This is a genomic window from Richelia sinica FACHB-800, assembly GCF_014698825.1.
In the GTDB taxonomy this organism is placed as follows: domain Bacteria; phylum Cyanobacteriota; class Cyanobacteriia; order Cyanobacteriales; family Nostocaceae; genus FACHB-800.
Genome location: NZ_JACJTT010000019.1, coordinates 60531 through 80790, shown reverse-complemented (window position 1 = coordinate 80790; position 20260 = coordinate 60531). Strand labels below are relative to the sequence as shown.

At 39.9% G+C, this 20260-nt stretch carries 22 protein-coding genes and 1 pseudogene; 9 read left to right on the top strand and 14 right to left on the bottom strand.

Annotated features, from left to right (window positions below; translation table 11 throughout):
- Positions 1 to 3: 3 nt before the first annotated feature.
- Together H6G73_RS14355 and H6G73_RS14350 are read left to right on the top strand one after the other, a co-directional pair.
- Positions 4 to 810, top strand: a complete 807-nt coding sequence (locus tag H6G73_RS14355; RefSeq protein WP_190605552.1) for a tetratricopeptide repeat protein — start codon at positions 4 to 6, stop codon at positions 808 to 810.
- 323 nt (positions 811 to 1133) lie between these two features.
- Positions 1134 to 1973: a class I SAM-dependent methyltransferase gene (locus tag H6G73_RS14350; RefSeq protein ID WP_190605550.1), complete on the top strand. Its 840-nt coding sequence runs from the start codon at positions 1134 to 1136 to the stop codon at positions 1971 to 1973.
- Positions 1974 to 2189: 216 nt separating this feature from the next.
- Here the strand turns inward: H6G73_RS14350 and H6G73_RS14345 are convergent, their stop codons facing one another.
- On the bottom strand, positions 2190 to 2975 hold the full coding sequence (locus tag H6G73_RS14345; RefSeq protein WP_190605548.1) for a TIGR01548 family HAD-type hydrolase: 786 nt from the start codon (positions 2973 to 2975) through the stop codon (positions 2190 to 2192).
- A 192-nt stretch (positions 2976 to 3167) separates the two neighbouring features.
- Between H6G73_RS14345 and H6G73_RS14340 the strand changes: the two genes are divergently transcribed.
- Positions 3168 to 3494: a 30S ribosomal protein PSRP-3 gene (locus H6G73_RS14340; RefSeq protein ID WP_190605605.1), complete on the top strand. Its 327-nt coding sequence runs from the start codon at positions 3168 to 3170 to the stop codon at positions 3492 to 3494.
- A 17-nt stretch (positions 3495 to 3511) separates the two neighbouring features.
- On the opposite strand, the gene H6G73_RS14335 is transcribed toward H6G73_RS14340, so the two are convergent.
- Both H6G73_RS14335 and H6G73_RS14330 read right to left on the bottom strand, forming a co-directional pair.
- Positions 3512 to 5266, bottom strand: a complete 1755-nt coding sequence (locus H6G73_RS14335) for a serine/threonine-protein kinase (protein WP_256443764.1) — start codon at positions 5264 to 5266, stop codon at positions 3512 to 3514.
- Positions 5267 to 5513: 247 nt separating this feature from the next.
- Positions 5514 to 7637, bottom strand: coding sequence for an SPFH domain-containing protein (locus H6G73_RS14330; RefSeq protein WP_190605546.1), 2124 nt, complete (start codon positions 7635 to 7637; stop codon positions 5514 to 5516).
- Positions 7638 to 7908: 271 nt separating this feature from the next.
- Between H6G73_RS14330 and H6G73_RS14325 the strand changes: the two genes are divergently transcribed.
- Entirely contained in the window at positions 7909 to 9474 is a 1566-nt protein-coding gene (locus H6G73_RS14325; RefSeq protein ID WP_190605545.1) for a SpoIIE family protein phosphatase, read from the top strand.
- Positions 9475 to 9626: 152 nt separating this feature from the next.
- Here the strand turns inward: H6G73_RS14325 and atpC are convergent, their stop codons facing one another.
- Positions 9627 to 10055 (bottom strand): ATP synthase F1 subunit epsilon, encoded by a 429-nt coding sequence (gene atpC / locus H6G73_RS14320; RefSeq protein WP_190605543.1) that lies wholly within the window; start codon positions 10053 to 10055, stop codon positions 9627 to 9629.
- Between the two features lie 156 nt (positions 10056 to 10211).
- Positions 10212 to 11660, bottom strand: a complete 1449-nt coding sequence (gene atpD, locus H6G73_RS14315; protein WP_190605542.1) for a F0F1 ATP synthase subunit beta — start codon at positions 11658 to 11660, stop codon at positions 10212 to 10214.
- A gap of 586 nt (positions 11661 to 12246) precedes the next feature.
- Between atpD and H6G73_RS14310 the strand changes: the two genes are divergently transcribed.
- Positions 12247 to 12561, top strand: a complete 315-nt coding sequence (locus H6G73_RS14310) for a hypothetical protein (protein ID WP_190605540.1) — start codon at positions 12247 to 12249, stop codon at positions 12559 to 12561.
- A 7-nt stretch (positions 12562 to 12568) separates the two neighbouring features.
- Complete coding sequence (locus H6G73_RS14305; protein ID WP_190605538.1) at positions 12569 to 12952, top strand: toxin-antitoxin system TumE family protein; 384 nt, start codon at positions 12569 to 12571, stop codon at positions 12950 to 12952.
- Between the two features lie 176 nt (positions 12953 to 13128).
- On the opposite strand, the gene H6G73_RS24860 is transcribed toward H6G73_RS14305, so the two are convergent.
- The 9 genes from H6G73_RS24860 to H6G73_RS14265 form a co-directional block, all read right to left on the bottom strand.
- Positions 13129 to 13263 (bottom strand): hypothetical protein, encoded by a 135-nt coding sequence (locus tag H6G73_RS24860; RefSeq protein WP_256443765.1) that lies wholly within the window; start codon positions 13261 to 13263, stop codon positions 13129 to 13131.
- A 32-nt stretch (positions 13264 to 13295) separates the two neighbouring features.
- The gene (locus H6G73_RS14300; protein WP_190605536.1) at positions 13296 to 13883 is read right to left on the bottom strand and encodes a PEP-CTERM sorting domain-containing protein; all 588 of its coding nucleotides are present in this window, start codon (positions 13881 to 13883) and stop codon (positions 13296 to 13298) included.
- 381 nt (positions 13884 to 14264) lie between these two features.
- Positions 14265 to 14471, bottom strand: a complete 207-nt coding sequence (locus H6G73_RS25140) for a UPF0182 family protein (protein WP_199317737.1) — start codon at positions 14469 to 14471, stop codon at positions 14265 to 14267.
- 141 nt (positions 14472 to 14612) lie between these two features.
- Entirely contained in the window at positions 14613 to 15779 is a 1167-nt protein-coding gene (locus H6G73_RS14290; protein WP_190605534.1) for a baeRF3 domain-containing protein, read from the bottom strand.
- Positions 15780 to 15796: 17 nt separating this feature from the next.
- A complete protein-coding gene (locus tag H6G73_RS14285) occupies positions 15797 to 16048 on the bottom strand; it encodes a hypothetical protein (RefSeq protein ID WP_242034202.1) in 252 nt (83 codons plus the stop codon).
- Positions 15993 to 16175 carry a CapA family protein gene (locus tag H6G73_RS14280; protein ID WP_190605532.1) on the bottom strand — a complete coding sequence of 61 codons (183 nt, stop codon included), beginning with the start codon at positions 16173 to 16175 and terminating at the stop codon, positions 15993 to 15995. The genes H6G73_RS14285 and H6G73_RS14280 overlap by 56 nt, the downstream gene beginning before the upstream one ends.
- 56 nt (positions 16176 to 16231) lie before the next feature.
- Positions 16232 to 16798, bottom strand: a complete 567-nt coding sequence (locus H6G73_RS14275) for an HPF/RaiA family ribosome-associated protein (protein ID WP_190605530.1) — start codon at positions 16796 to 16798, stop codon at positions 16232 to 16234.
- Positions 16799 to 16861: 63 nt separating this feature from the next.
- Positions 16862 to 17026 carry a hypothetical protein gene (locus H6G73_RS14270; protein WP_190605528.1) on the bottom strand — a complete coding sequence of 55 codons (165 nt, stop codon included), beginning with the start codon at positions 17024 to 17026 and terminating at the stop codon, positions 16862 to 16864.
- 193 nt (positions 17027 to 17219) lie between these two features.
- Positions 17220 to 17891 (bottom strand): phosphoribosyltransferase, encoded by a 672-nt coding sequence (locus tag H6G73_RS14265; RefSeq protein ID WP_199317733.1) that lies wholly within the window; start codon positions 17889 to 17891, stop codon positions 17220 to 17222.
- A 285-nt stretch (positions 17892 to 18176) separates the two neighbouring features.
- Between H6G73_RS14265 and H6G73_RS24195 the strand changes: the two genes are divergently transcribed.
- From H6G73_RS24195 to H6G73_RS25135, 3 genes and pseudogenes are all read left to right on the top strand, one after another.
- Entirely contained in the window at positions 18177 to 18653 is a 477-nt protein-coding gene (locus H6G73_RS24195; RefSeq protein ID WP_199317732.1) for an archease, read from the top strand.
- 423 nt (positions 18654 to 19076) lie between these two features.
- A complete protein-coding gene (locus H6G73_RS14255; protein ID WP_190605526.1) occupies positions 19077 to 19679 on the top strand; it encodes a YbhB/YbcL family Raf kinase inhibitor-like protein in 603 nt (200 codons plus the stop codon).
- A gap of 134 nt (positions 19680 to 19813) precedes the next feature.
- Positions 19814 to 20038, top strand: a pseudogene (locus H6G73_RS25135) (IS66 family transposase); the annotation flags it as partial.
- Between the last annotated feature and the right edge of the window lie 222 nt (positions 20039 to 20260).

The following is a 20260-nucleotide window of genomic DNA, read 5'->3' as shown; positions in this document are numbered from 1 at the left end:
TCAATGATTAAATTAATCTGTATTTTTCTCAGTCTGTCACTTTTTTTTGGCTGGGTGACACCTGTTTATGCCCAGTCTGAAACTGCTGTAATTACGGAAGAACAGTTACAAGTAGGAGACGAGTTAGCAAATAAGGCTTTTGCAGCCACAGAAAAGGGCGATTTTGCTACAGCAGAAAGGTACTGGACAGAAATTATTGAAAAATTCCCCACTAATGCAGGTGCTTGGAGTAACCGGGGTAATTCTCGTGTAAGTCAAAATAAGTTAGCAGCAGCATTGACAGATTATAACAAAGCTGTGGAACTAGCACCCAATGTCACTGACCCTTATTTAAATCGGGGGACAGCTTTGGAAGGCTTAGGAAGATGGGAAGAAGCGATCGCCGATTATAATCGGGTATTAGAGCTAGACCCTAATGATCCCATGGCTTATAATAATCGCGGTAATGCCAAAGCTGGTTTAGGAAAATGGCAGGATGCGATCGTAGATTATCAAAAAGCCATAGAAATAGCCCCTAATTTTGCCTTCGCTAGAGCTAATTACGCCTTAGCAGTTTATGAAACTGGTGAAATAGATACCGCTATCCGTGAAATGCGAAATATTGTGCGGAAATATCCTAAATTTGCTGATATGCGTGCTGCTTTAACAGCTGCTTATTGGGTAAGCGGTCAAAAAGGAGAAGCAGAAAGCAACTGGGTCGCAGCCTATGGACTCGATACCCGTTATAAAGATATTAATTGGGTGAAAGAAACCCGTCGTTGGCCGGCCAGTATGGTTGCAGCGTTGAATAGGTTTTTAACATTACAATAGGCGATTTTGCCATTCTGAGTTTGTATCCATCTCATCTCAATTACCTTAAGGTATGTTAAGTGCTGCGATAAAACACGGGAAAAAGTCTACTTTCAGGTTTATCCCCAATTTTTCAAATTCTAAGTCCTTTGAACAGCGTCAAACACCAAAATGCTGATTGAGCCTATACATTAGCTCTCAGATACGACGTGAGGATTATTTGATACAATTGAGCAGCATTTAATTTCTGTGGTCTTGTCACATCTGCGAGACCATTCTTTTTTGTATTACAGTATCCCTTACTAATAACCCTCTGATAACCACATAGTTAAAAAAGTAAAAATATGTCCCAAAATAATATATGTCTTCCCTATTTTGACAAACTTCTGGAACAGTTCCGCCAAGGTGATGCGGAAACATTACAAGCATTTGGCAGACACGTCCACTGGGGTTACTGGGAAAATCCTAAAACCGCAGATGGCACAGTCTCTGATTTTGCCGCAGCAGCAGAACAATTGTGTCGTCGTGTCTGCGATGCTGGAGGAGTGAAAGATAGTATTCGCTTGTTGGATGCTGGTTGTGGTTTTGGTGGCACAGTAGCTAGTTTAAATGAGCGGTTTTCTAATATGGCATTGGTGGGAATAAATATTGACGAGCGTCAATTAAACCGTGCTAGAGCAGAAGTCGAACCCACTAATTCTAATAACATTGAATTTGTTCAAGGTGATGCCTGTCAATTGCCTTTTGAAGATGCTTCTTTTGATGTAGTCTTGGCAGTAGAGTGTATTTTTCATTTTCCCAGTCGGGAGCGTTTTTTCCAAGAAGCAAAGCGAGTTTTGAAACCAGGTGGTAAATTAGCATTATCTGATTTTGTGCCGCTACCTTTGACCTATCAATTAATGAATTTCGTGGGTCAAGTTATTCAGTCTCCTGTAGGGCAAACCTATGGTCAAGTAGATAGTCGCTTTACACTGAATGACTATCGCAAACTTGCTAAAGATACAGGTTTTATTGTCACCCAAGAAGAAGATATAACCAAGCAAACTTTACCAACTTATCCTGTAGTTAAACGGATATTTGGACAGATGGGTGGCAGAGTTGATGAAAAAGCCACTGCGGAGGTTGAATTAGCTAGTAGTTTGGGATTATTGCGTTATCTCATTCTGTCATTTCAATCAGTTTGAATTGAATCATCCAATACCTATGTAATAAACTGCTTCAAAATCATTTGTGCTAGTGTAGCGATGGCGAATCTACCTCATTTCATTGGTATTTAGCGTAAGTCCTGTTTTGTAAATTTTCAATATTTGGTGCGTTAAGCAACGCACCCTACAAATAGGATGGGTGAATTTAAACATCAGAAAATAACGAAAATACGACCTTATCAAATTTTCTGATGTTTAAATTAGAGCAAGAATATTGTGAGAATTTAATTCCTGCACATTATTAAATACTACTTTTGCTCCAGCTTGAATTAATTTTTCGGCGTAAATATCACGTTGATTTGCTGTTACTTGAATATGAGGAGGAATGACACCTACTCCCACCCAAGTACGAGAATTATCTAAATCTCTGGCTTTTTGCACAGTGTACATATCAGCAACTGTATCACCGACATAGAAAACTGTTGATTTTGGATGATTGCTATTTTCTATGATATTAATGGTGGCAAAAAGTCCGGTGGGGTCTGGTTTACCTGGTGCATCTTCCATAGCGATTAAAATGGGAGATTGTAAGCCTAAACGTTTGATTAAAACGTAGTTAGCAGAAGCGCGAGTTGCACCACTAAAAAAGCCCCAACCAATACCAGCTTGTGTGAGTTCTTCAAAATAACTAGGGGTGACTAATAAAGGTTCATTGCAGATATAGCCATTCCAATTCTCTGGATCTGTACCTCGATAACGAGATTGAAAAAAGGCAACGATCGCCTGATATTCTAGTTGTAGTTGTTCTCTGGTCTGTCCTTGGCTCTCAAAGTGCCGGTAAATCAACTCTTGGGAAGCCTCCCAGTCATTATTCCATAGACCTTCTGATTTCAATTTGTCAATGTCTGAGGGTGTAGGGCGATAGGCTTGGGCTGTAAAATGTTCTACAGTATCAGCTATGGCCCGCCGATAGGAACCACTAACGTCACGGATAACGCCATCAATATCGAACACGATTATTGTGTTTGTGGGTTGAGTCATAGTAGTTGGTCAAAAACTCAGTCTTTGACAAGATACCAAATCTCGCTCAAATTTTCCCTGTTCAGGGTTTAAATCTAGAGCTAACCTTCCTCCAGCCTCTTGCTTTGTGGAAATTTTAATTGGTATAACTAATCTCATTAGCCAACTGGGGAGCTATTGAGTTAAAATAAGCGATCGCTAACTTAGTAAGTCATAGCCGGATCACTCCCGGAGGTACGATTGTCCAAATTTATCCTGAAAATTCTCTGGTTAGACGAGAACGTTGCTCTAGCTGTTGATCAAGTCGTCGGTAAAGGCACCAGTCCTTTAACTAAATACTTTTTCTGGCCCAGAAATGATGCCTGGGAAGAACTGAAAAAGGAACTAGAATCCAAGCATTGGATTACAGAATTAGATCGCGTTGAGTTGCTTAACAAAGCAACTGAGGTGATTAACTACTGGCAAGAGGAAGGTAGAAACCGTCCTATGGCAGAAGCACAATTGAAGTTTCCTGAAGTTGCCTTCACAGGTAGCGCCTGAGCATCATTTTCTTAAGTTTACTGCTGTTTTACAAGTTGCCACAGTTTGATGGTCTTGTCCCTGCTGCCACTTGCAATCATTTGTGCAACAGGGCTGACAGCAATTGTATTCACCGAGTCTGCATGGCTAGCAAGGGTATCAATCTCTTCTCCTGTACTAACTCGCCAAATTTTGACGGTTTTATCCCAACTAGCACTAATCAGACTGTCATCAGCAGTAAAAGCCAAGGCTACTACTGACCAAGAATGACCCAAAAGTGTATTGATTAGCTGACCAGTGTTCACATCCCATAATTTAATAGTGTTATCATCACTACCTGTGGCTAAAATTTGCCCATTGGGGCTAAAAGCGACTGTTAAAACTGCCCAAGCATGACCTGTAAGGGTTCCTAATAAGGTAAATGGGCAGTTTTGTGATTTTTTCAGTTGCCACAGCCGAATGGTGCGATCGCAACTAGCACTAGCTAAAATATCTCCTTGAGGGTTAAAGGCCACAGCAGTAACTTGCAGTTTGTGTCCTGTCAGGGTACAAATCTCATCTCCTGTTTCCCCATCCCAAATTTTGACAGTCTTATCCCAACTGCCACTAGCTAACCACCCCTCAGAACTAAAAGCAACTGATTTAATCGCTTTTGTGTGTCCCTTTAAGGTAATAATGGGTTCTAAGGTTTCTAATTGCCATATTTTGATAGTTTTGTCATCACTAGCAGTGGCTAAAATTTGCCCATTGGGACTAAAGGCCAATGACTTTACGGCTTGATTATGTCCGGGAATGTTCCCTATTAATTTCCTAGTCTGTAAATCCCAGAATTTGACTTTTTTATCGTTATCACCACTGACTAAGGTCTGACCATCAGGGCTAATAGCTAAGGTATTTACCGCACTCACAGCAGAAATATCACCTGTGAAGTTATCCACACATTGCCAGTGGGAAGTTGCTCTTTGCTGTTTGTAGGCAGGAATTTTGATATTGATGCCCAACCTTTGCATCACTGCATCTGCTGACTGAAAACGCGCTTTTACGTCAGGGTGTATGAGTTGGTCGAGAATTTCCCCCAAGCGATCGCTAACTGAATTCGTTAAATAATCTCGCCACAACCACACATTATTATAAGCATCAAATAACTCAAAAGGTGAAATCTGGGTCAGCAAATAAATACAAGTTACCCCTAAACTGTAAAGGTCACTGGCAAAAACCGTATTGCCGCTAATTTGTTCCGGTGCGGCATATTCTGGACTACCAATAATATTGTTATCAATTACATCTTCAATCCCATTGACTAGTTTAATTGAAGCAAAATCAACTAAGATTAATTCATCAGCCAATTCATTTCCTGGTTGTTTAAATTGGGAATAATTACGTAAAATAATATTTTCTGGATTAATATCTCGATGGATAATATGAGCCTCATGCAATAATTTAATTACAGGTAATAAATTTTTTAAAACCTGCCAAACCTGAGCTTCATGATAAGTACCTTGTTTTGCTAATAAAGATGCTAAATTATCACCTTTAATATATTCAAACACTAAATAAAAGAATTGATTTTCGACAAAATAAGCCAGCAAAGTCGGAAATTGTCGATATTCACCCAATCTTTGGAGATTTTGTACCTGATTTAAATAAATATCCGCTTTTGGTTCGTTATATGGAATTTCTTGGACAATACAGGGGACTGAAGGCACATAACTCTCATCAACAGCGAGAAAGGTTTTAAAACTTCCCCCTTTCCCCATCGGTTTAATTAAACGATAACGTTGTTGTAATAGCAAAATCAAAATATGTGTTTATATCAGTAATACCAATTTTATCTAATTATATTTGCGTTTATCTGCTGTTAATACCAAATCGAAAAATGTTGTCAACAGATTGATGACCCCTCCCTAACCCTCCCCCCAAGTGGGTAGGGGTTTACTCAATGTTTTGGTTGCTTTGGGAGAATTGGTATAATTCCTGATAATTAAGGCGGAGTTTCTCCGCCTCAGCAAACCCTAATTAATTGTCAGTCATTCCCTCTACTTATTGCTCCTGATCAACAGGTAATTTGATCGATATTTGGGAATTACCATTGTGTTCAGCAGATGCTGTAGGCTTAGTAACTGGTTGAGTAGGGAAAGAATTTATTGTTCCTTCTTGAGATTTATGAGTTTGATTCCATAAAATCATGGAAAGTAAACCATCTACTAAACCATTGGTGCTGTTACCATTACCACCACCAACCAGAACATCGGGTATCAAGCGCACATTGCGATCGCCTATAATTTGCATAATTTGCATCGCTGTGTAACCTTGTTCTCCCAAAGCTTCTACACCTGTGCGGTAAGTTTCTGCTTTAGCATTACCTGTGGCCCGAATACCTTCCGCTTCAGCCATGGCTCTCAGTTTAGTTGATTCCGCTTCACCATTGGCCTCTTTAATTCGCGCTTGGGACTTCAGTTCTGCAATTTGCACACTTTGCTCAGACTTAACCATTTCTTGCTGAATATCTGCCAGTGCTGTCTCCCGTACCAATTGTTGACGTTGGGTTTGGGCCATTTGCTGCACTTCGTAAGTCTTGCGTTGTTCTTCGGCAATTTTCCGGTCTGTTTGGGTTTGCATCAAGCTTGCAGGAGGTTGAATATCTCCAATTAAAGTATCTATAGCTTGAACATCATAGGAACGTAATGCAGTTTTAATATAATCAGCTGCTTCATGTTGGCGTTCGCTGCGAGCCGTGAGAAAATCAAGTACAGTATAGTCTTGGGCAGAGTTGCGGAAATAGTTACCAATAGTTGGTTCTAGTACATGGTCTACTAAGTTTTGCATAGAACCAACACGGGAAATCACCTTGGGTGCATCCAAAGCACCAACATGGATAATTTGCGCTACTTCTAAATCAAAAGCGAAACCATCGCGCGATCGCACCGTCAAAGATTCCAGCTTCTCATCATAACTATGGCGTTCTGTCCGTCCCGACCAATTTAAAACTATGTTAGTTGTGGGGACTAACTCAATCTTCATAATGCGAGAGTTAATTGGGTGCTTCCCTGGATAAAGTGGTTCCACCCACACACCCTTATGTCCTTGATTCACCAAATTACCGTGGGTGAACGCAGCACCGCTGACATCTTCTTGCTCTTTACCTACAAAGGAAATGACCACACCCACATAACCGATGGGAATTTCCGTCATTTTCACTTGTTCTACCTGGACAAACCAAGGGTTTAAGTTCCAAGAACCAGATAAGAGAATTTGCTCTTGTAAACCCCTTCTTCCACCACCGTTAATAAATTTTTGCCCATTTTGGAAGTTATCATGTCCCTCCACCACAGGCCCAGCAATTTCTCCCGCGGGAATGGGTAAACCATCTAAAGTTGTCACCACTCCAACTTTATCGGATGTGACGCTATACACTCGTAATTGCTCCGGCCCCATCCCATGAGCACTAGCATTAGCCGCTGTAATCACCTTAAACAAAGCAGTATTGATGCGGTACGTACCTGCGGTGAGAAAACCCATTTGCCGACCTTTTTCCCCACCTTGGGTGAGAAACTTCCGTGCATCTTGGAAGTTATCACAATCAACAATCTTGCCTAAAATCCTTTCTGGAGGAATGGAAGCACCATCAGCTGCCACAATTAAAGCTATTTCCCCTTGAGGCACAACAACAACTGACTCTTTTTTCACTGAATATTGCCAAGGCCAATGACCCCAATGCCAACCAGGAGCTAAGGTATCAGCTTGTAAACCAGCTTCCCCATTCAGAGCTATCAAGCTACCAGCAGGTAATCCCCTTCTAGAAACGGTAAATTTCTTCACGACAATTCCCACTTCCCGTTCACCAATGACTACTAATCCCCCAAAGAAGAGGGGAACAAATATGAAAAAGCCACCCAGGAAAATTATAGGTATCAAGGAAACAGGGTCTATTCCCATTGCTTGATAAGGAATAGGATAATTGTGTAACTGATGATTATGTGTAGATTGTGGTTGATTAACTGGTAATGAAACAGAAGTCGTATTTGTTAAATTTTTTGTATTGACACTATTAGCATGAGCCGCATTAACCCCACCGGATAAAGCTAAGAAAGTTAAAAGACTACTTGTCCACTGAACAAGGCGATGGGATTGCTTTTTAGATGTTTTATTCTGAAGAAATTTCATAATTTTTGCCCCTCTGGGCAACTAATTATCTAGAGTATCACTTCACCTCAGTCAGTCTAAATTTCTTAAACTTCACCTAATTTTTTTGTGACTTAAATACACATATCTTTAAGTTTATGTAACCTTGATTTTTCCGTAGCTGAGATTACAAATTTTTTATAAAGCTCCAAAATGAATCCCTAGGGTCTACACATATTTACTGACTGTGGCAGAGATATAGCAATGATATTACGTGAATGTGTAAAATAGATGGATAACAACCTACTGCAAGATGCAATTGCTAATTAAAGATAGTTGTAATAAATTAGATATTTATCGACAAAATATTTCCTCATTACATACAAGGGTAAAAATTTTGAATATTCCATCACTCACAGGGTTATTTCAAAATACTAAATATAGAACTATTTTAATTTCTGCTGCTTTATTCCTGACATTTGATGTAGGAGTTCTGCTGCCCAATGTGATTATTTCCTCTCGTTTAAAATCTAAAGCTTTAAGTATAAACTTGGCTGGACGACAACGAATGCTATCGCAAAGAATGACTAAAGCTATTCTGCAAATGCAAGTCGCCCAAGATGCCAAAACTTCCATTATTCCCTCACAAAAGGAATTAATTTTAGCTTATCAATTGTTTGATGATACGCTCAGAGGATTTGAAATAGGTAAAACAGTCACAGGTAGTGATGGTAAACCTGTATTTTTAGCAGCCATTACAACAGAGAAAGGCAAAGCACTAATTCAACAAGCACAGCAAATTTGGCAACCTTACAAATCCAAAATTCAAGGAATATTAGCGGCAGGTGAAGCAGTTTCACCTGCCAAGTTAAAAGTAGCAGTTGCTTACGCAGTGGAGCATAATCTTTTACTGCTCGATTTAATGAATCAGCTAACCACGGAACAACAAGCAGTAGCTGATCAAGAAGCTAGTGTTTTGCAAATTATTCAATTTACTGGTTTAGTTCTCGCTTTAATTAATTTTTTAATTCTCCTTTCCCATAGCTTGAAAAAACTCAAAGATAGTGACGAACAAATTGAAAAAGCCCACGCTCAAATTGTTGCCCTCAATGAATCATTAAAAGACGAAAATCTCCGGATGAGAGCGGAATTGGAAGTTACCAAACGCTTACAACAAATGATTTTACCGAAGGAACAGGAACTAGCAGAAATCACCGATTTAGATATTGCTAGCTATATGCAACCTGTCACGGAAGTTGGAGGAGACTACTATGATGTCATTCACCAAAATGGTCAAGTCAAAATAGGTATTGGTGATGTAACAGGACATGGTTTAGAAAGTGGTGTGTTAATGATTATGGTACAAACTGCTGTACGCGCTTTACAAGAAAATAATGTCACTGAACCAAAGCAGTTTTTAGATACACTCAACCGGACAATTTATCATAATGTCCAACGCATGAAATCCCACCGTAACTTGACTTTATCTTTATTAGACTATCAAGATGGCAGACTGCGAGTCAGTGGACAACATGAAGAAATGATTATTGTTCGTGCTAATGGAGAATTAGAAAGGATAGATACTATTGATTTAGGCTTTCCTATTGGTTTAGAAAAAAATATTATCCCCTTTGTAGCACATACAGATGTAAATCTATTTCCTGGAGATGTAGTTGTCCTTTACACGGACGGTATCACAGAAGCAGCAGATATTAATGGAGTGCAATATGGATTAGAAAGACTGTGTACAGTAGTTTCTAATCATAGAAATGCCTCAGCTAAAGAAATCCGAGAAGCAGTAATTAATGATTTGGAACAATATATCGGTGAACAAGAGGTTTTTGATGATATTACATTGCTAATTTTTAAACAAAAATAAGGCGTAATACCAATTAAGAATTAAAAAATTCAGATTTTACACTGCTTTTTGAGTTGGGAATTGTGGCTAAATTTGGCAAAAAATTACAAATTACAAAAAAATTGTAAGGTAGGCAAAAGCTTACCCTACAATTTTTAAGTGAAGAGTATGGTTTATACCAAACCGCCAGCTGCTTGAAAACGAGCGCGAGCGCGTTTGAAGGCTTGTGTTGCTTGGATTTGTGCTTGACGGTTTTCTTCAGAAGCAGCACTAGCTGAAACTTGGTTCAACCGAGCTTGAGCTTCATTGTAAACAGCACGAGCTTCTTCAAGATTAATGTTGTCACCACGTTCAGCCCCATTGACCAGAATGGTGACTTCATCTTCTTCAACTTCAGCAAAACCACCTAACAAAGCGATCGCTTGCCAGCTGGAATTTTTGCTAGTACGTACACGCATTACACCTGTGTCCAAAGCTGTTAACAGAGGTGCGTGTCCAGTTAAGATACCCAACTGACCAGTAGTGCTAGGTAAAATCACTTCGTCAGCCTGAGCATCCCACACAGTTTTATCTGGGGAAATTACACGAACGGTCAGAGTCATATTCTTTGTTTCTACTCAGTAATTAGGTGATAGGTGATAGGTGACAGGTGACAGGTGACAGGTGACAGGTGACAGGTGACAGTATTTACTGTTTCCTGTTACTTATTCTCTACTACCTCTTTACTGTTCCCTGTTCCCTATTACCTGTTTCCTCTATTAGCCTTTGAGCTTTTCAGCTTTAGCGATCGCTTCGTTGATATCGCCTACCAAGTAGAAAGCTTGCTCTGGCAGGTCATCCAACTCACCAGATAGAATCTTCTGGAAGCCCTTGATGGTGTCTTCCAACTTCACATACTTACCAGGAGAACCGGTAAATACTTCAGCTACGAAGAAGGGTTGAGACAAGAACCGTTCAATCTTCCGTGCCCGTGCTACAGTCAGACGGTCATCTTCAGATAATTCATCTAAACCCAGAATCGCAATAATATCTTGCAGTTCTTTGTAACGTTGTAGAGTTGCTTGTACCGCACGAGCAGTGTTGTAGTGCTCATCACCCACAATGTTGGGCTGTAGCATGGTGGAAGTAGAACCCAGAGGATCTACCGCAGGATAAATACCCTTAGCTGCCAAACCACGAGACAATACTGTTGTACCATCCAAGTGAGCAAAGGTAGTTGCTGGTGCGGGGTCAGTCAAGTCGTCCGCAGGTACGTATACAGCTTGAATAGAAGTAATAGAACCTTCGGTGGTAGAAGTAATCCGTTCTTGCAATGCACCAACGTCAGTACCTAGAGTAGGCTGATATCCTACCGCAGAAGGCATCCGACCCAACAGCGCAGATACTTCAGAACCAGCTTGTACGAACCGGAAGATGTTATCCACAAACAGCAATACGTCTTGCTTGTTCACATCACGGAAGTATTCAGCCATTGTCAAACCAGACAAACCAACCCGCATTCTTGCTCCGGGTGGTTCGTTCATTTGCCCGTAAACTAGAGCAATCTTCGATTCGTTGAGGTTATCCTTATTGATTACCCCAGATTCAATCATTTCGTTGTAGAGGTCATTACCCTCACGAGTCCGTTCACCCACACCGGCGAATACAGACACACCACCGTGTTGGGTAGCGATGTTGTTGATCAATTCCATCATGATCACGGTTTTACCAACACCCGCACCGCCGAATAGACCGATTTTGCCACCACGACGATAGGGAGTTAGCAAGTCAACAACTTTAATCCCGGTTTCAAACACAGAAGGTTTGGTTTCCAGGTCAGTCAGTTTGGGAGCTTCGCGGTGAATAGGTAAGGTTTCCTGATTGTTAACAGGGCCTTGGTTGTCTACAGGTTCTCCCAAAACGTTGAAAATCCGACCCAAAGTCGCTTTACCAACGGGTACGCTAATGGGAGCGCCAGTATCAACAACTTCTAAACCACGTACCAAACCGTCAGTGGAACTCATAGCCACAGCGCGAACTTGGTTGTCGCCTAAAAGTTGCTGTACTTCAACGGTCAAGTTGATTTCTTGTCCAGCTTCGTTGGTGCCTTTGATGGTCAAAGCGTTGTAGATTTGGGGTAATTTACCGCCAGGGAACTTAACGTCTACAACCGGACCAATGATTTGGGTAATATAACCGATGTTAGTTTTTTCTGCGGTGGTGACCATGCTGCGCCTAATGAATGAAGCTATTTTTCAGAACGGGTCGTCAAAGACCTCAGATCAAGCAATATCATCTATCAGGTTAACATTGAACGACCCCTCTGTTCGCCATAAATTCATTATTAAGAGTAGATCCCCGATTTTTTGAAAAACTTGGTGATCCAGGCTGCAAAGATGCACTCAGCTACGCTGGGCGCTCTGCGCCATCGCCATCAGCCCAAGAATGTTAAAGTAATGTTTTTGTATTATCCTAGAACAATATAAATGACTCTTTTTATACATGATCAATTTATCAAACAGTATCTTACGTAACTTTTAACACTTACGGCTAAGTAGAAAGAAGCAAATATATTACCGTCGAAGTTAGACAAATTGACGTTTTATTTATACCGTCACCCCAACCGATACAAAGCCTGGACTCACAAAGACAAGCAGTAGAAGAATTAGAAGCACTAGCAAATAATAGTCCGTTTCTTGCCAATATTATAGAATTAGAACAGAACCTAATTAATGATCAGGTCAGGGTTTAAAAATGCTAAAACCCTACATATCAAAGTTTTTAGTAATCAGTAATCTGCAATTAAAAGTAATCATGACTACTCAAGCAGAAATAATCAATCAATTAAAAATCCTGGAAGCACTTTCTCAACAAGGAGGATATAGTGATATTTTAGCTTTATCACTCAGGAAAATTATTCATCAAGAAAGAGAAAATATTCAACAGCAAATTAGAGAATTAGAAACAGATTTACAAATATTTGAGCAACAGTATCAATTATCATCTGCGGATTTTTATCAGCGATTTAAAACAGGTCAATTAGGAGATGAAGCTGATTTTGTGGAATGGAGTGCTTTTTATCAAATGTGGTCTAATTTACAAGCTCGTTTAACATTACTTCAATCTTAAATTGAAAATGATTGTTGAGGATTATTTAACTGAAATAAAAGCTAAATTAATTACCAGTTCGATAATTGATCAAATTGATATTGTGAAGGAACGAGCATTATCTGATCAAGGTTATTTTCGAGCAAGATTGAATTTGACGAATGGTGATTTTTTAGAAGTGGTAGAATTTTTTAAAATACAGGGAGATAAATGTATTACAGAAACCTATCGTTATCAATGGATGGATGGTAACAGAACCCAGTTAAGAAAAAGATGGGACAATGTAGAGCATTTTCCTAATTTACAAAATTTTCCTCATCATGTCCATATTGAGGAAGAAAATAATGTTTATGCAAGTATTTGTAGGAATATTGTAGAAATAATTGATTTAATTAGTCAGGAAATTAAATAGGGTTTATTTAATACCAGTAGGACTTACGCAAGATTGACGTATTTACGTCATTGCGACCGTAAGGAAGCAATCTCAAACCCATTTTTTTCGTAGCCTATGGGTAAGTCATGGATGTGTCAAAAATCGAACAGAATTCCCATAGTTCAAATAAAAGGGCCATGTCAAACAACAGGAGTTTAGACTGGTCTGCTAGGGGGTGCAGAAGGTGGACTAAAAGTTTTTCCTGAGTGAGTTCCCTGAGCGAAGTCGAAGGGAACAACCAAAATTATATCGAGTACCAAACGAAAAAACGCCATGTCAAAATTTGACATAGCCGAAAGAGAATTATATGTAGTAATCAATATTATGCTTGAACTGTGGCTTTGCGTTTGCGAAGTGAGGTAACACCAAAAGCACCTAAGCCTAGTACACCAATGAGAGAAGCTGGTTCGGGTACAACAGCAACATGGAAGTTTGAGATGGTAGCAGTGGCAGGATCATAGAGATTATCTGTAGTATTAATAGCAAAGCCAAAGGTATCACCTGCATTTACTACAGTGCTAAAACTACCAGATTGAGAAAATGCTCCGAATGAATCAGTTAATTCTGTGAAGACACCATTGCGAATAAAGCCAAAAGGATCATAGAACGGTCCGTCAAAAGTAAAATAATTCCAGTCAAAACTAACTACACTATTATTAGCTGCAATTGTGGTGTAAGCAGTTTGACCAAAACTATCAGACCCATTATTACCACCTGTTGTAGTGATTGATAAAGGTGCGTTAGTTGTATCTACGGAACCATCAGCATTATTGTTGGTCAATGTCCAGTTGTTTGGGTTATAAGCTCCTGAAAATCCAGCAGCATTAGCTGTTTCTGCAACACTGAGGGCAACAACTGCTGTTCCTGCTGTGGCCAGTGATAGCCTGGTCAAAAAATTCATAGTAGGCATATGATTTATGTTCTTGATGAAAGAACTGTTAATGCTTGTGATAATAATCAGTATTTATATTGTAGGAAAGTAAAAAACTTATACTTCATAGAAAAAATACTTGGTTAAGTATAGGTTAAGTATATTTACATATAAATAAAAAGTATCGAGATGCTTGCGTAGTCTAGGTTCAACAGGATAGACAAAATTTTATAAACCACATCTTATTTTAAAGATTTCATGAAGCTATTCATAAAGTGGCAATTGGTGGTACTTGGACTTAGACAAAAATGAAGCCCAAATAAAGCCGAAACTAGCTTTATGAGAGGCAAATACGTCACGATTGAAGGTCAACCACATATGCAAAGCACACGCTACGCGAACAAAAAATCGAAATATCTGCTATTCTCTCTGTAGCACTTCAAAGTGCGAAATGTTGGGTGCAAAACTGATTTTGAGCAAACAAACCAGAATAGATACTATTAGTCCCCAAACCAAAGCGAATAACAACCAGTTGCGAATAGCTTCGTAAAGCGGTAACTGGAAGACATAAAAGCCGATGTCCTTTTTAAAGATGGGATCGCTATTACCAAAACTAGTAGGATGCAGAATAATTCGGAAAAACCGACATTATCAAACCACCATGCTTCAGTCAGAATATGCACTAGTGTTTTAGATAGAGACAGACTAACAATCACAATCAAGATGATGATTAGAATGCCTCTCTGCTTAAGGTTCATAATTTACCTATCAATAGCGAAATACCGCAGCTAATGGGATATCATCTGGCATCTCAGCCGACTCAACTGCATAGACAATACCGCCATTCAAGATAGTTTGAGTTGCAGCGAAATCTAATAATTCCTCGTCGTTGGGTTCTGCATTGGGATGTACCTGAACTGTTTGGGTATCTGAGTCAAAAGTACCCCACTGCTGTTGACCGAGGGCGACAATTAACTTGTCAACCCTTCCCTGACAAGCAGCCGGAATAGTTTCCGTAATTTGGTTGGAGGCTTTTCCAGTTCCTAGCAGTTCCCTGTATTGATTGATTGCGTCTTGCTGTGCTTGCAAAAATAATGGTTCTACTATTTCCCAAGCTTGGGTGTGTAATTCTTCTGGTGATAGTAGTTCTGGATTACCTGTTATACCAGCATCCACGAGATCAGGATAAGTATTTGCTTCTCGGTAAATCGGCAAAAGATACTCTACCCCAGCCAACACCAAAGGAGCGTGTTCGGCTTTGAGTAACTCCTGCAAGGCTTCATTGACCCGATGGAAGTATATGCTGAGATTTTCCTTCTCATCTTCATCACCAGCACCATGACCGTGAAATACCGTGACTCCACCAGGAGCGGCGCGTCGTCCACCTGTTGCGCCTGGAGTGCCTGTATGAGAAGGAGTTTGCCGTTCTGGTTCTTCAAACCGTAGTACTGCTTCCAGACTTGGTAGTACACCAGTTAAATCAATTTCTTCAATATGATGGTGAGTGCCTTCTAATAGCCGAATCAGATTATGGCTGAGAGCCAGGACATAGAAATGTCCATCGCTCTGGAAGAAGGGGAATAGAGGTTTAAGGTAAAAATGGTTACTTACAGATACTAGTTCTGTAAAATCTACAGGTAGAGAGTAATATTGGAAAAAATCTTGTGAGCGGAAGATTGCTAAACCATTACTTTGATGTTGCCAAAATTCATACTCATCTAGCTCTCTAACTGGTTCGAGTAAGTTTTTTGCATCTTCAGAACGCCAACCATGCTCAATCAAGCGTTCTTCAGCTTCTCGAATTAAGTTCTTAAACCGGATTGGGTTTTGTTGCGTATCCATCCCGGCATGGCAAGTTGGGAGAAAAATCGATACACATACTTCTCCAGGTTGTTTTGCTAGTGTTTCCAGTTCTGCAATAGAGAGTAATTTCATTCGTTTACCTCCTGTGTTTACAGAGAAGGAGTAGAACTGATAGTGGCGTTTTTCCCAGCCCCCAAGTTAACTTCTAATCCTTCTGTTGTTTGTACGATATTGGTATTGAAATTTGCACAAAGAAATTGCATACGCTGACAGATAGCAGTTAATTCTTCGCCTTTAGCTAGGTCAACTCGCGTATAACTTAAAAATACAGGTATTAAACGCAACTTATATAAGCCGCGATCGCTCACTTCTACCAGAAACACAATTAGCGATGACAGCATCCGCACCGCGCAAAATCGGCAAAACATCTCCCCAAAAGGACTCTGCCGATCTTCGGGGAATCTCTTCGTTGACACCCCGACCTAGCATGAAATCGCCAATAAATGCTAAAGTGACAGACTTTGCCATAGGCGGAAGTGGTTGATGTTCTCTGGACTATTCAAAAAGTGGTTTAAATCAACAGCCTAACCTTGCAGGTGATGCTTACCAATCAATCTAACAGTACTAGCTTGCAGTCCTTTATCACCTTCTTCCTCTGTAAAACGAACTTCGTCTCCCACCTGCAACTGCTCAAAATCACCATTGAACAGACTGTTGCGGTGAAAATAAACTTCGCTACCATCAGGTGTTTCGATAAAACCGTAGCCTTCATCAGAGAACAAAGACGTAATTCGTCCATGAGGCTGTTCTTCATGAGTCTTGGTTTCCTGACGCAGCATACTGGTGTGGTCTTGCAGTTTACGCTTGGCTGCATCAAAAGCATCACGAATTGCTACATAAATATCCTCGTGGGATTGATGTTCAGGCGGGTCACGGTTGACAACGATTTCCCCTGTTGGCACAGTGATATCAATTCGCACCTGATAAAGTTTACCGTTACGTTGACGTCGATGTGGGGCATCAACTATGACTCGACAGCTCGTAATCCGGTTATAAAAATGCTCTAGTTTATCAGCTAAAGAGCGAATTTTTGCTTCTACCGCTTCTGATGGTGGAATGTTGTGAAAGGTAATTTGTAGTGGAATGATCATGTGTTCTCCTATTTCTCAAGTATCTCTTGCCTGGATTGACAGATTGCTCAGTCAAGGTGCTAATTAAGATGCGTTTTCCCAATCACATAACAACTCATGCTCTTGTTTTACTGGGAGTTGACGGAGGGGAACTTGAGGAGTACCAATATCTGTTGAATGTTGAGATAATTGTTTTGTCTTAATTACCTTTTTTACCTGCAATTTTGGTTGAGTGGCTGTAATGGTCATTCTACTCACCTCCCACACTAAATTAGGAAGTAAGAATCGTGATATCTGCGACAGATGTAGCAGCAATTACAACTCCGTAATCAATGTATATGAAAATTTTGACCTTGAATTATTAACTTTTACCTTCAATTTCTATTATTTCTCTAAAAGTCCATGTCAGCGAAGAAACGATAAAAAAGTATATACAATCTCTTTAAGAACTAACTGCAAATTGCTGGGTCAAAAATTCACGAATTGCAGCATCACTGATTTGAGCAAAATTTTCATACCAGAGAGCGATTGCATACAAAGTTTTTGGTGTTATTAAACATATAAATTTATCTACTTCATGGCTTAATTCTTGACAAGTTTTGACTAATCCTACCGGAACTGCAACAATAATTTGCTGAGGCTTTTGTTCTCTGACAATAGTAATAGCAGCACGCATGGTTGAGCCAGTGGTGATACCATCATCCACAAGAATGATAGTGCGATTGCTAATTTCTAATGGCGAAAGATGACCCCGATAAGCTCTGTCGCGTCGCTCTAATTCTCGTTGTTCCCTAGCTGCAACATCATCAATTGTTTTCCCAGAAATCCCCAGCCAACTAACAACATCATAATTAAGGCAACGTACACCACCAGAGGCAATGCTACCCATTGCTAATTCTTTATGTCCTGGTACAGTCAATTTACTCACTAAGCAAATATCCCACGACACATTCAAAACTTTGGCTACTTCAAAAGCAACAGGTACACCACCACGCACGAGTCCCAACACTAACACATCGGGACGATGGGCGTAATCTGTCAGTTTGTTAGCTAATTGTTGCCCTGCTTCAGCGCGATTTCGGAATCTTGTTTTGATTTGACTTATAGTAGCCATAACTTACCGCCGCTTACAAGATATCTTTTAGATTAGGTAACAAATTTGAGAAAGTTGTGAGGAAGGCAAAACTACCTTACAAGTTCTTCAAATTTTTCTTTTAGCATCAAATTAAACCCAAAAAATTGAGACACTTTGCACTTAGAAATTTAAACACTTCTAACTTAGAAAAACTGGTGAATTTACTAGGCAAAATTTATCTAATCAACCAGTGAAAAGCTCAGATTTAATCAATTTGGCAGGGTTTCAAGAAGTTGAACATACGGCTGACTGGGCTTATCGTGTTTGGGGGGGAATTTAACTCAGTTATTCATCCAAGCAGTGATCGCTCTTTATTATTTAGCTGATGTCGAGTTCACCTCAGAGTCTTCCATTACGCGAAAAATTCAACTCCAAGGTGTTGATTATGTCAGCCTACTGGTTGCTTGGTTGAATGAACTTTTGTATTTACATGAAAGTGAAAACTTAGCATTTAACCAATTTACAATCTTGCATCTCGATGCACACTCTCTAGAGGCAGAAGTCAACGGTGCGGGACGGGTGATGAGTCGTCACAAAGCCAAACGAGAAATTAAAGGCGATCGCCTCAAGGACGAACTAGAACTCGAAGGGATTAGCATCCGGGCTGGTTCTATGTCCGGTTTAGCTGAAGAAGCACCCCAAGCATACAAAGATGTCAGTCGAGTGGTAAATGTAGTTAGCCAAGCCAGAATTGCTCGTAAAGTGGCGCGTCTGCATCCTGTTGCTGTTGTCAAAGGATAAAACATAAACTGAAGGGTCTAGTTGCGTTCAACCAGACCCTTCAGCCATAACTGCCTATTCTATACAAAGGTTCCCTCCACAAAAAACCTGGGTTTACACGTCTCGCAGGCTCCTCACCCTAACCTTCCATAGTCGCATCTTCCTAGATCCTGGTTTGGCGTTACTCTTACCTCAGCTTTCGGTAATTGGTGTTGCCACTTTCCTCATCTATGTTAGAAGTTCCCTGCGATCTCACTTACATACTAACACAATTTTATTGTATGGAATAGCATTTTTGGTTTTTATCTGTTAAAAATTAAGACTGTAAATTGAAATTGCAATTTTAAATTTGACTTTAAAAATATATCCTTTTTTTATAAGCCGCAACAAGCATTAAGATGATGAATTATTGCAAAAATCTATAAAGATGTTAGGTGCAAAATAATGAGCAGAATGCGGGCATTTCTACCTCAAAGCTTCAGTATAATTGGGTTAGTAGAATTATCCGCGATCGCTTGTAGTTCTGTGGGTAATAAAAATACCGAAATTGCCTCCACCCCAAGCAGTAAATTAACAACAAAGGGGAAAAGCATGAAATTAGAAAGCGTCTTTGGAGCTAATAGCCAAATTCCTGCCAAATATACCTGTGATGGTGCTGATATTTCGCCTACTCTTAGCTGGGATGAACCTCCAAAAGAAACCCAAAGTTTAGCATTAATAGTCGATGACCCAGATGCACCCAGACACACATTTGTACATTGGGTACTTTACGATATACCTCCTACAGTTCGGCAATTACCAGAACACATTACTGCTACGAAAACCTTACCTAATGGTGGAGTGCAGGGAAAGAATGATTTTGGCAAATTAGGTTACGGTGGCCCCTGTCCTCCTAGTGGTACACATCGGTATTTCTTCAAACTTTATGCTTTAGACAAAAACTTGGGTTTGCCACCAGGCGCAACAAAAGAGCAAATTTTGCAAGCAATGAAGGGTCATGTTTTGGCAACAGCAGAGTTAATCGGACGCTACCAACGTCAGCGTTAGACTTCCTGCGAATTGATGATTTTCTCAAAAGGACTAAGCAGGAATCTGAGTCTAATTGAGTGTAATTGAATTGTGTGTGAGTCCAAAACTTCACTTTTAGGTGAAATATTGGTTAACGGGACTTAGACAAAGCTGATGTTCCTTTTACCAATAATCAAGCAGAACGTGATTTGCAGATGATGAAGTGCAAGCAGAAAATTTCTGGTGGTTTTCGCTCATTCGATTTTGCAGTTTCATTCGCCAATATCCGTTCTTTTCTTTCCACTGTTTCTAAGCATGGTCTTAATCTTCTGGAAGTTATTACCCAGGTACTGCTTGGTAATACCTCTGTTTTTCTTGCCTCAATTACTACTAGCTAGGCAGTTACAATCTTTTGAGAAAAGCGTGGGTTGAAAGCGAATCCAGTTACGTCCTTGTTAAACTGTTTTTGTCATCATAAACAGTTCATCTTTGATATTGCATGTCCAAACTACATATCGTCCAATGATAAGTTAAAAGTGACATTAATCTGTTAATAGTGACAAATAATTAGTTAATGTACATTTGTCGATTGCCAAATTATTTGATCACTTGCCAAATTA

Coding starts and splice junctions, on each gene's coding strand:
- H6G73_RS14355 (WP_190605552.1), top strand. CDS start 4: ATGATTAAATTAATCTGTATTTTTCTCAGTCTGTCACTTTTTTTTGGC.
- H6G73_RS14350 (WP_190605550.1), top strand. CDS start 1,134: ATGTCCCAAAATAATATATGTCTTCCCTATTTTGACAAACTTCTGGAA.
- H6G73_RS14345 (WP_190605548.1), bottom strand. CDS start 2,975: ATGACTCAACCCACAAACACAATAATCGTGTTCGATATTGATGGCGTT.
- H6G73_RS14330 (WP_190605546.1), bottom strand. CDS start 7,637: ATGAAATTTCTTCAGAATAAAACATCTAAAAAGCAATCCCATCGCCTT.
- H6G73_RS14325 (WP_190605545.1), top strand. CDS start 7,909: ATGCAATTGCTAATTAAAGATAGTTGTAATAAATTAGATATTTATCGA.
- atpC (WP_190605543.1), bottom strand. CDS start 10,055: ATGACTCTGACCGTTCGTGTAATTTCCCCAGATAAAACTGTGTGGGAT.
- atpD (WP_190605542.1), bottom strand. CDS start 11,660: ATGGTCACCACCGCAGAAAAAACTAACATCGGTTATATTACCCAAATC.
- H6G73_RS14310 (WP_190605540.1), top strand. CDS start 12,247: ATGACTACTCAAGCAGAAATAATCAATCAATTAAAAATCCTGGAAGCA.
- H6G73_RS14305 (WP_190605538.1), top strand. CDS start 12,569: ATGATTGTTGAGGATTATTTAACTGAAATAAAAGCTAAATTAATTACC.
- H6G73_RS24860 (WP_256443765.1), bottom strand. CDS start 13,263: ATGTCAAATTTTGACATGGCGTTTTTTCGTTTGGTACTCGATATAATT.
- H6G73_RS14300 (WP_190605536.1), bottom strand. CDS start 13,883: ATGCCTACTATGAATTTTTTGACCAGGCTATCACTGGCCACAGCAGGA.
- H6G73_RS14290 (WP_190605534.1), bottom strand. CDS start 15,779: ATGAAATTACTCTCTATTGCAGAACTGGAAACACTAGCAAAACAACCT.
- H6G73_RS14285 (WP_242034202.1), bottom strand. CDS start 16,048: ATGCTGTCATCGCTAATTGTGTTTCTGGTAGAAGTGAGCGATCGCGGC.
- H6G73_RS14280 (WP_190605532.1), bottom strand. CDS start 16,175: ATGGCAAAGTCTGTCACTTTAGCATTTATTGGCGATTTCATGCTAGGT.
- H6G73_RS14275 (WP_190605530.1), bottom strand. CDS start 16,798: ATGATCATTCCACTACAAATTACCTTTCACAACATTCCACCATCAGAA.
- H6G73_RS14270 (WP_190605528.1), bottom strand. CDS start 17,026: ATGACCATTACAGCCACTCAACCAAAATTGCAGGTAAAAAAGGTAATT.
- H6G73_RS14265 (WP_199317733.1), bottom strand. CDS start 17,891: ATGGCTACTATAAGTCAAATCAAAACAAGATTCCGAAATCGCGCTGAA.
- H6G73_RS14255 (WP_190605526.1), top strand. CDS start 19,077: ATGAGCAGAATGCGGGCATTTCTACCTCAAAGCTTCAGTATAATTGGG.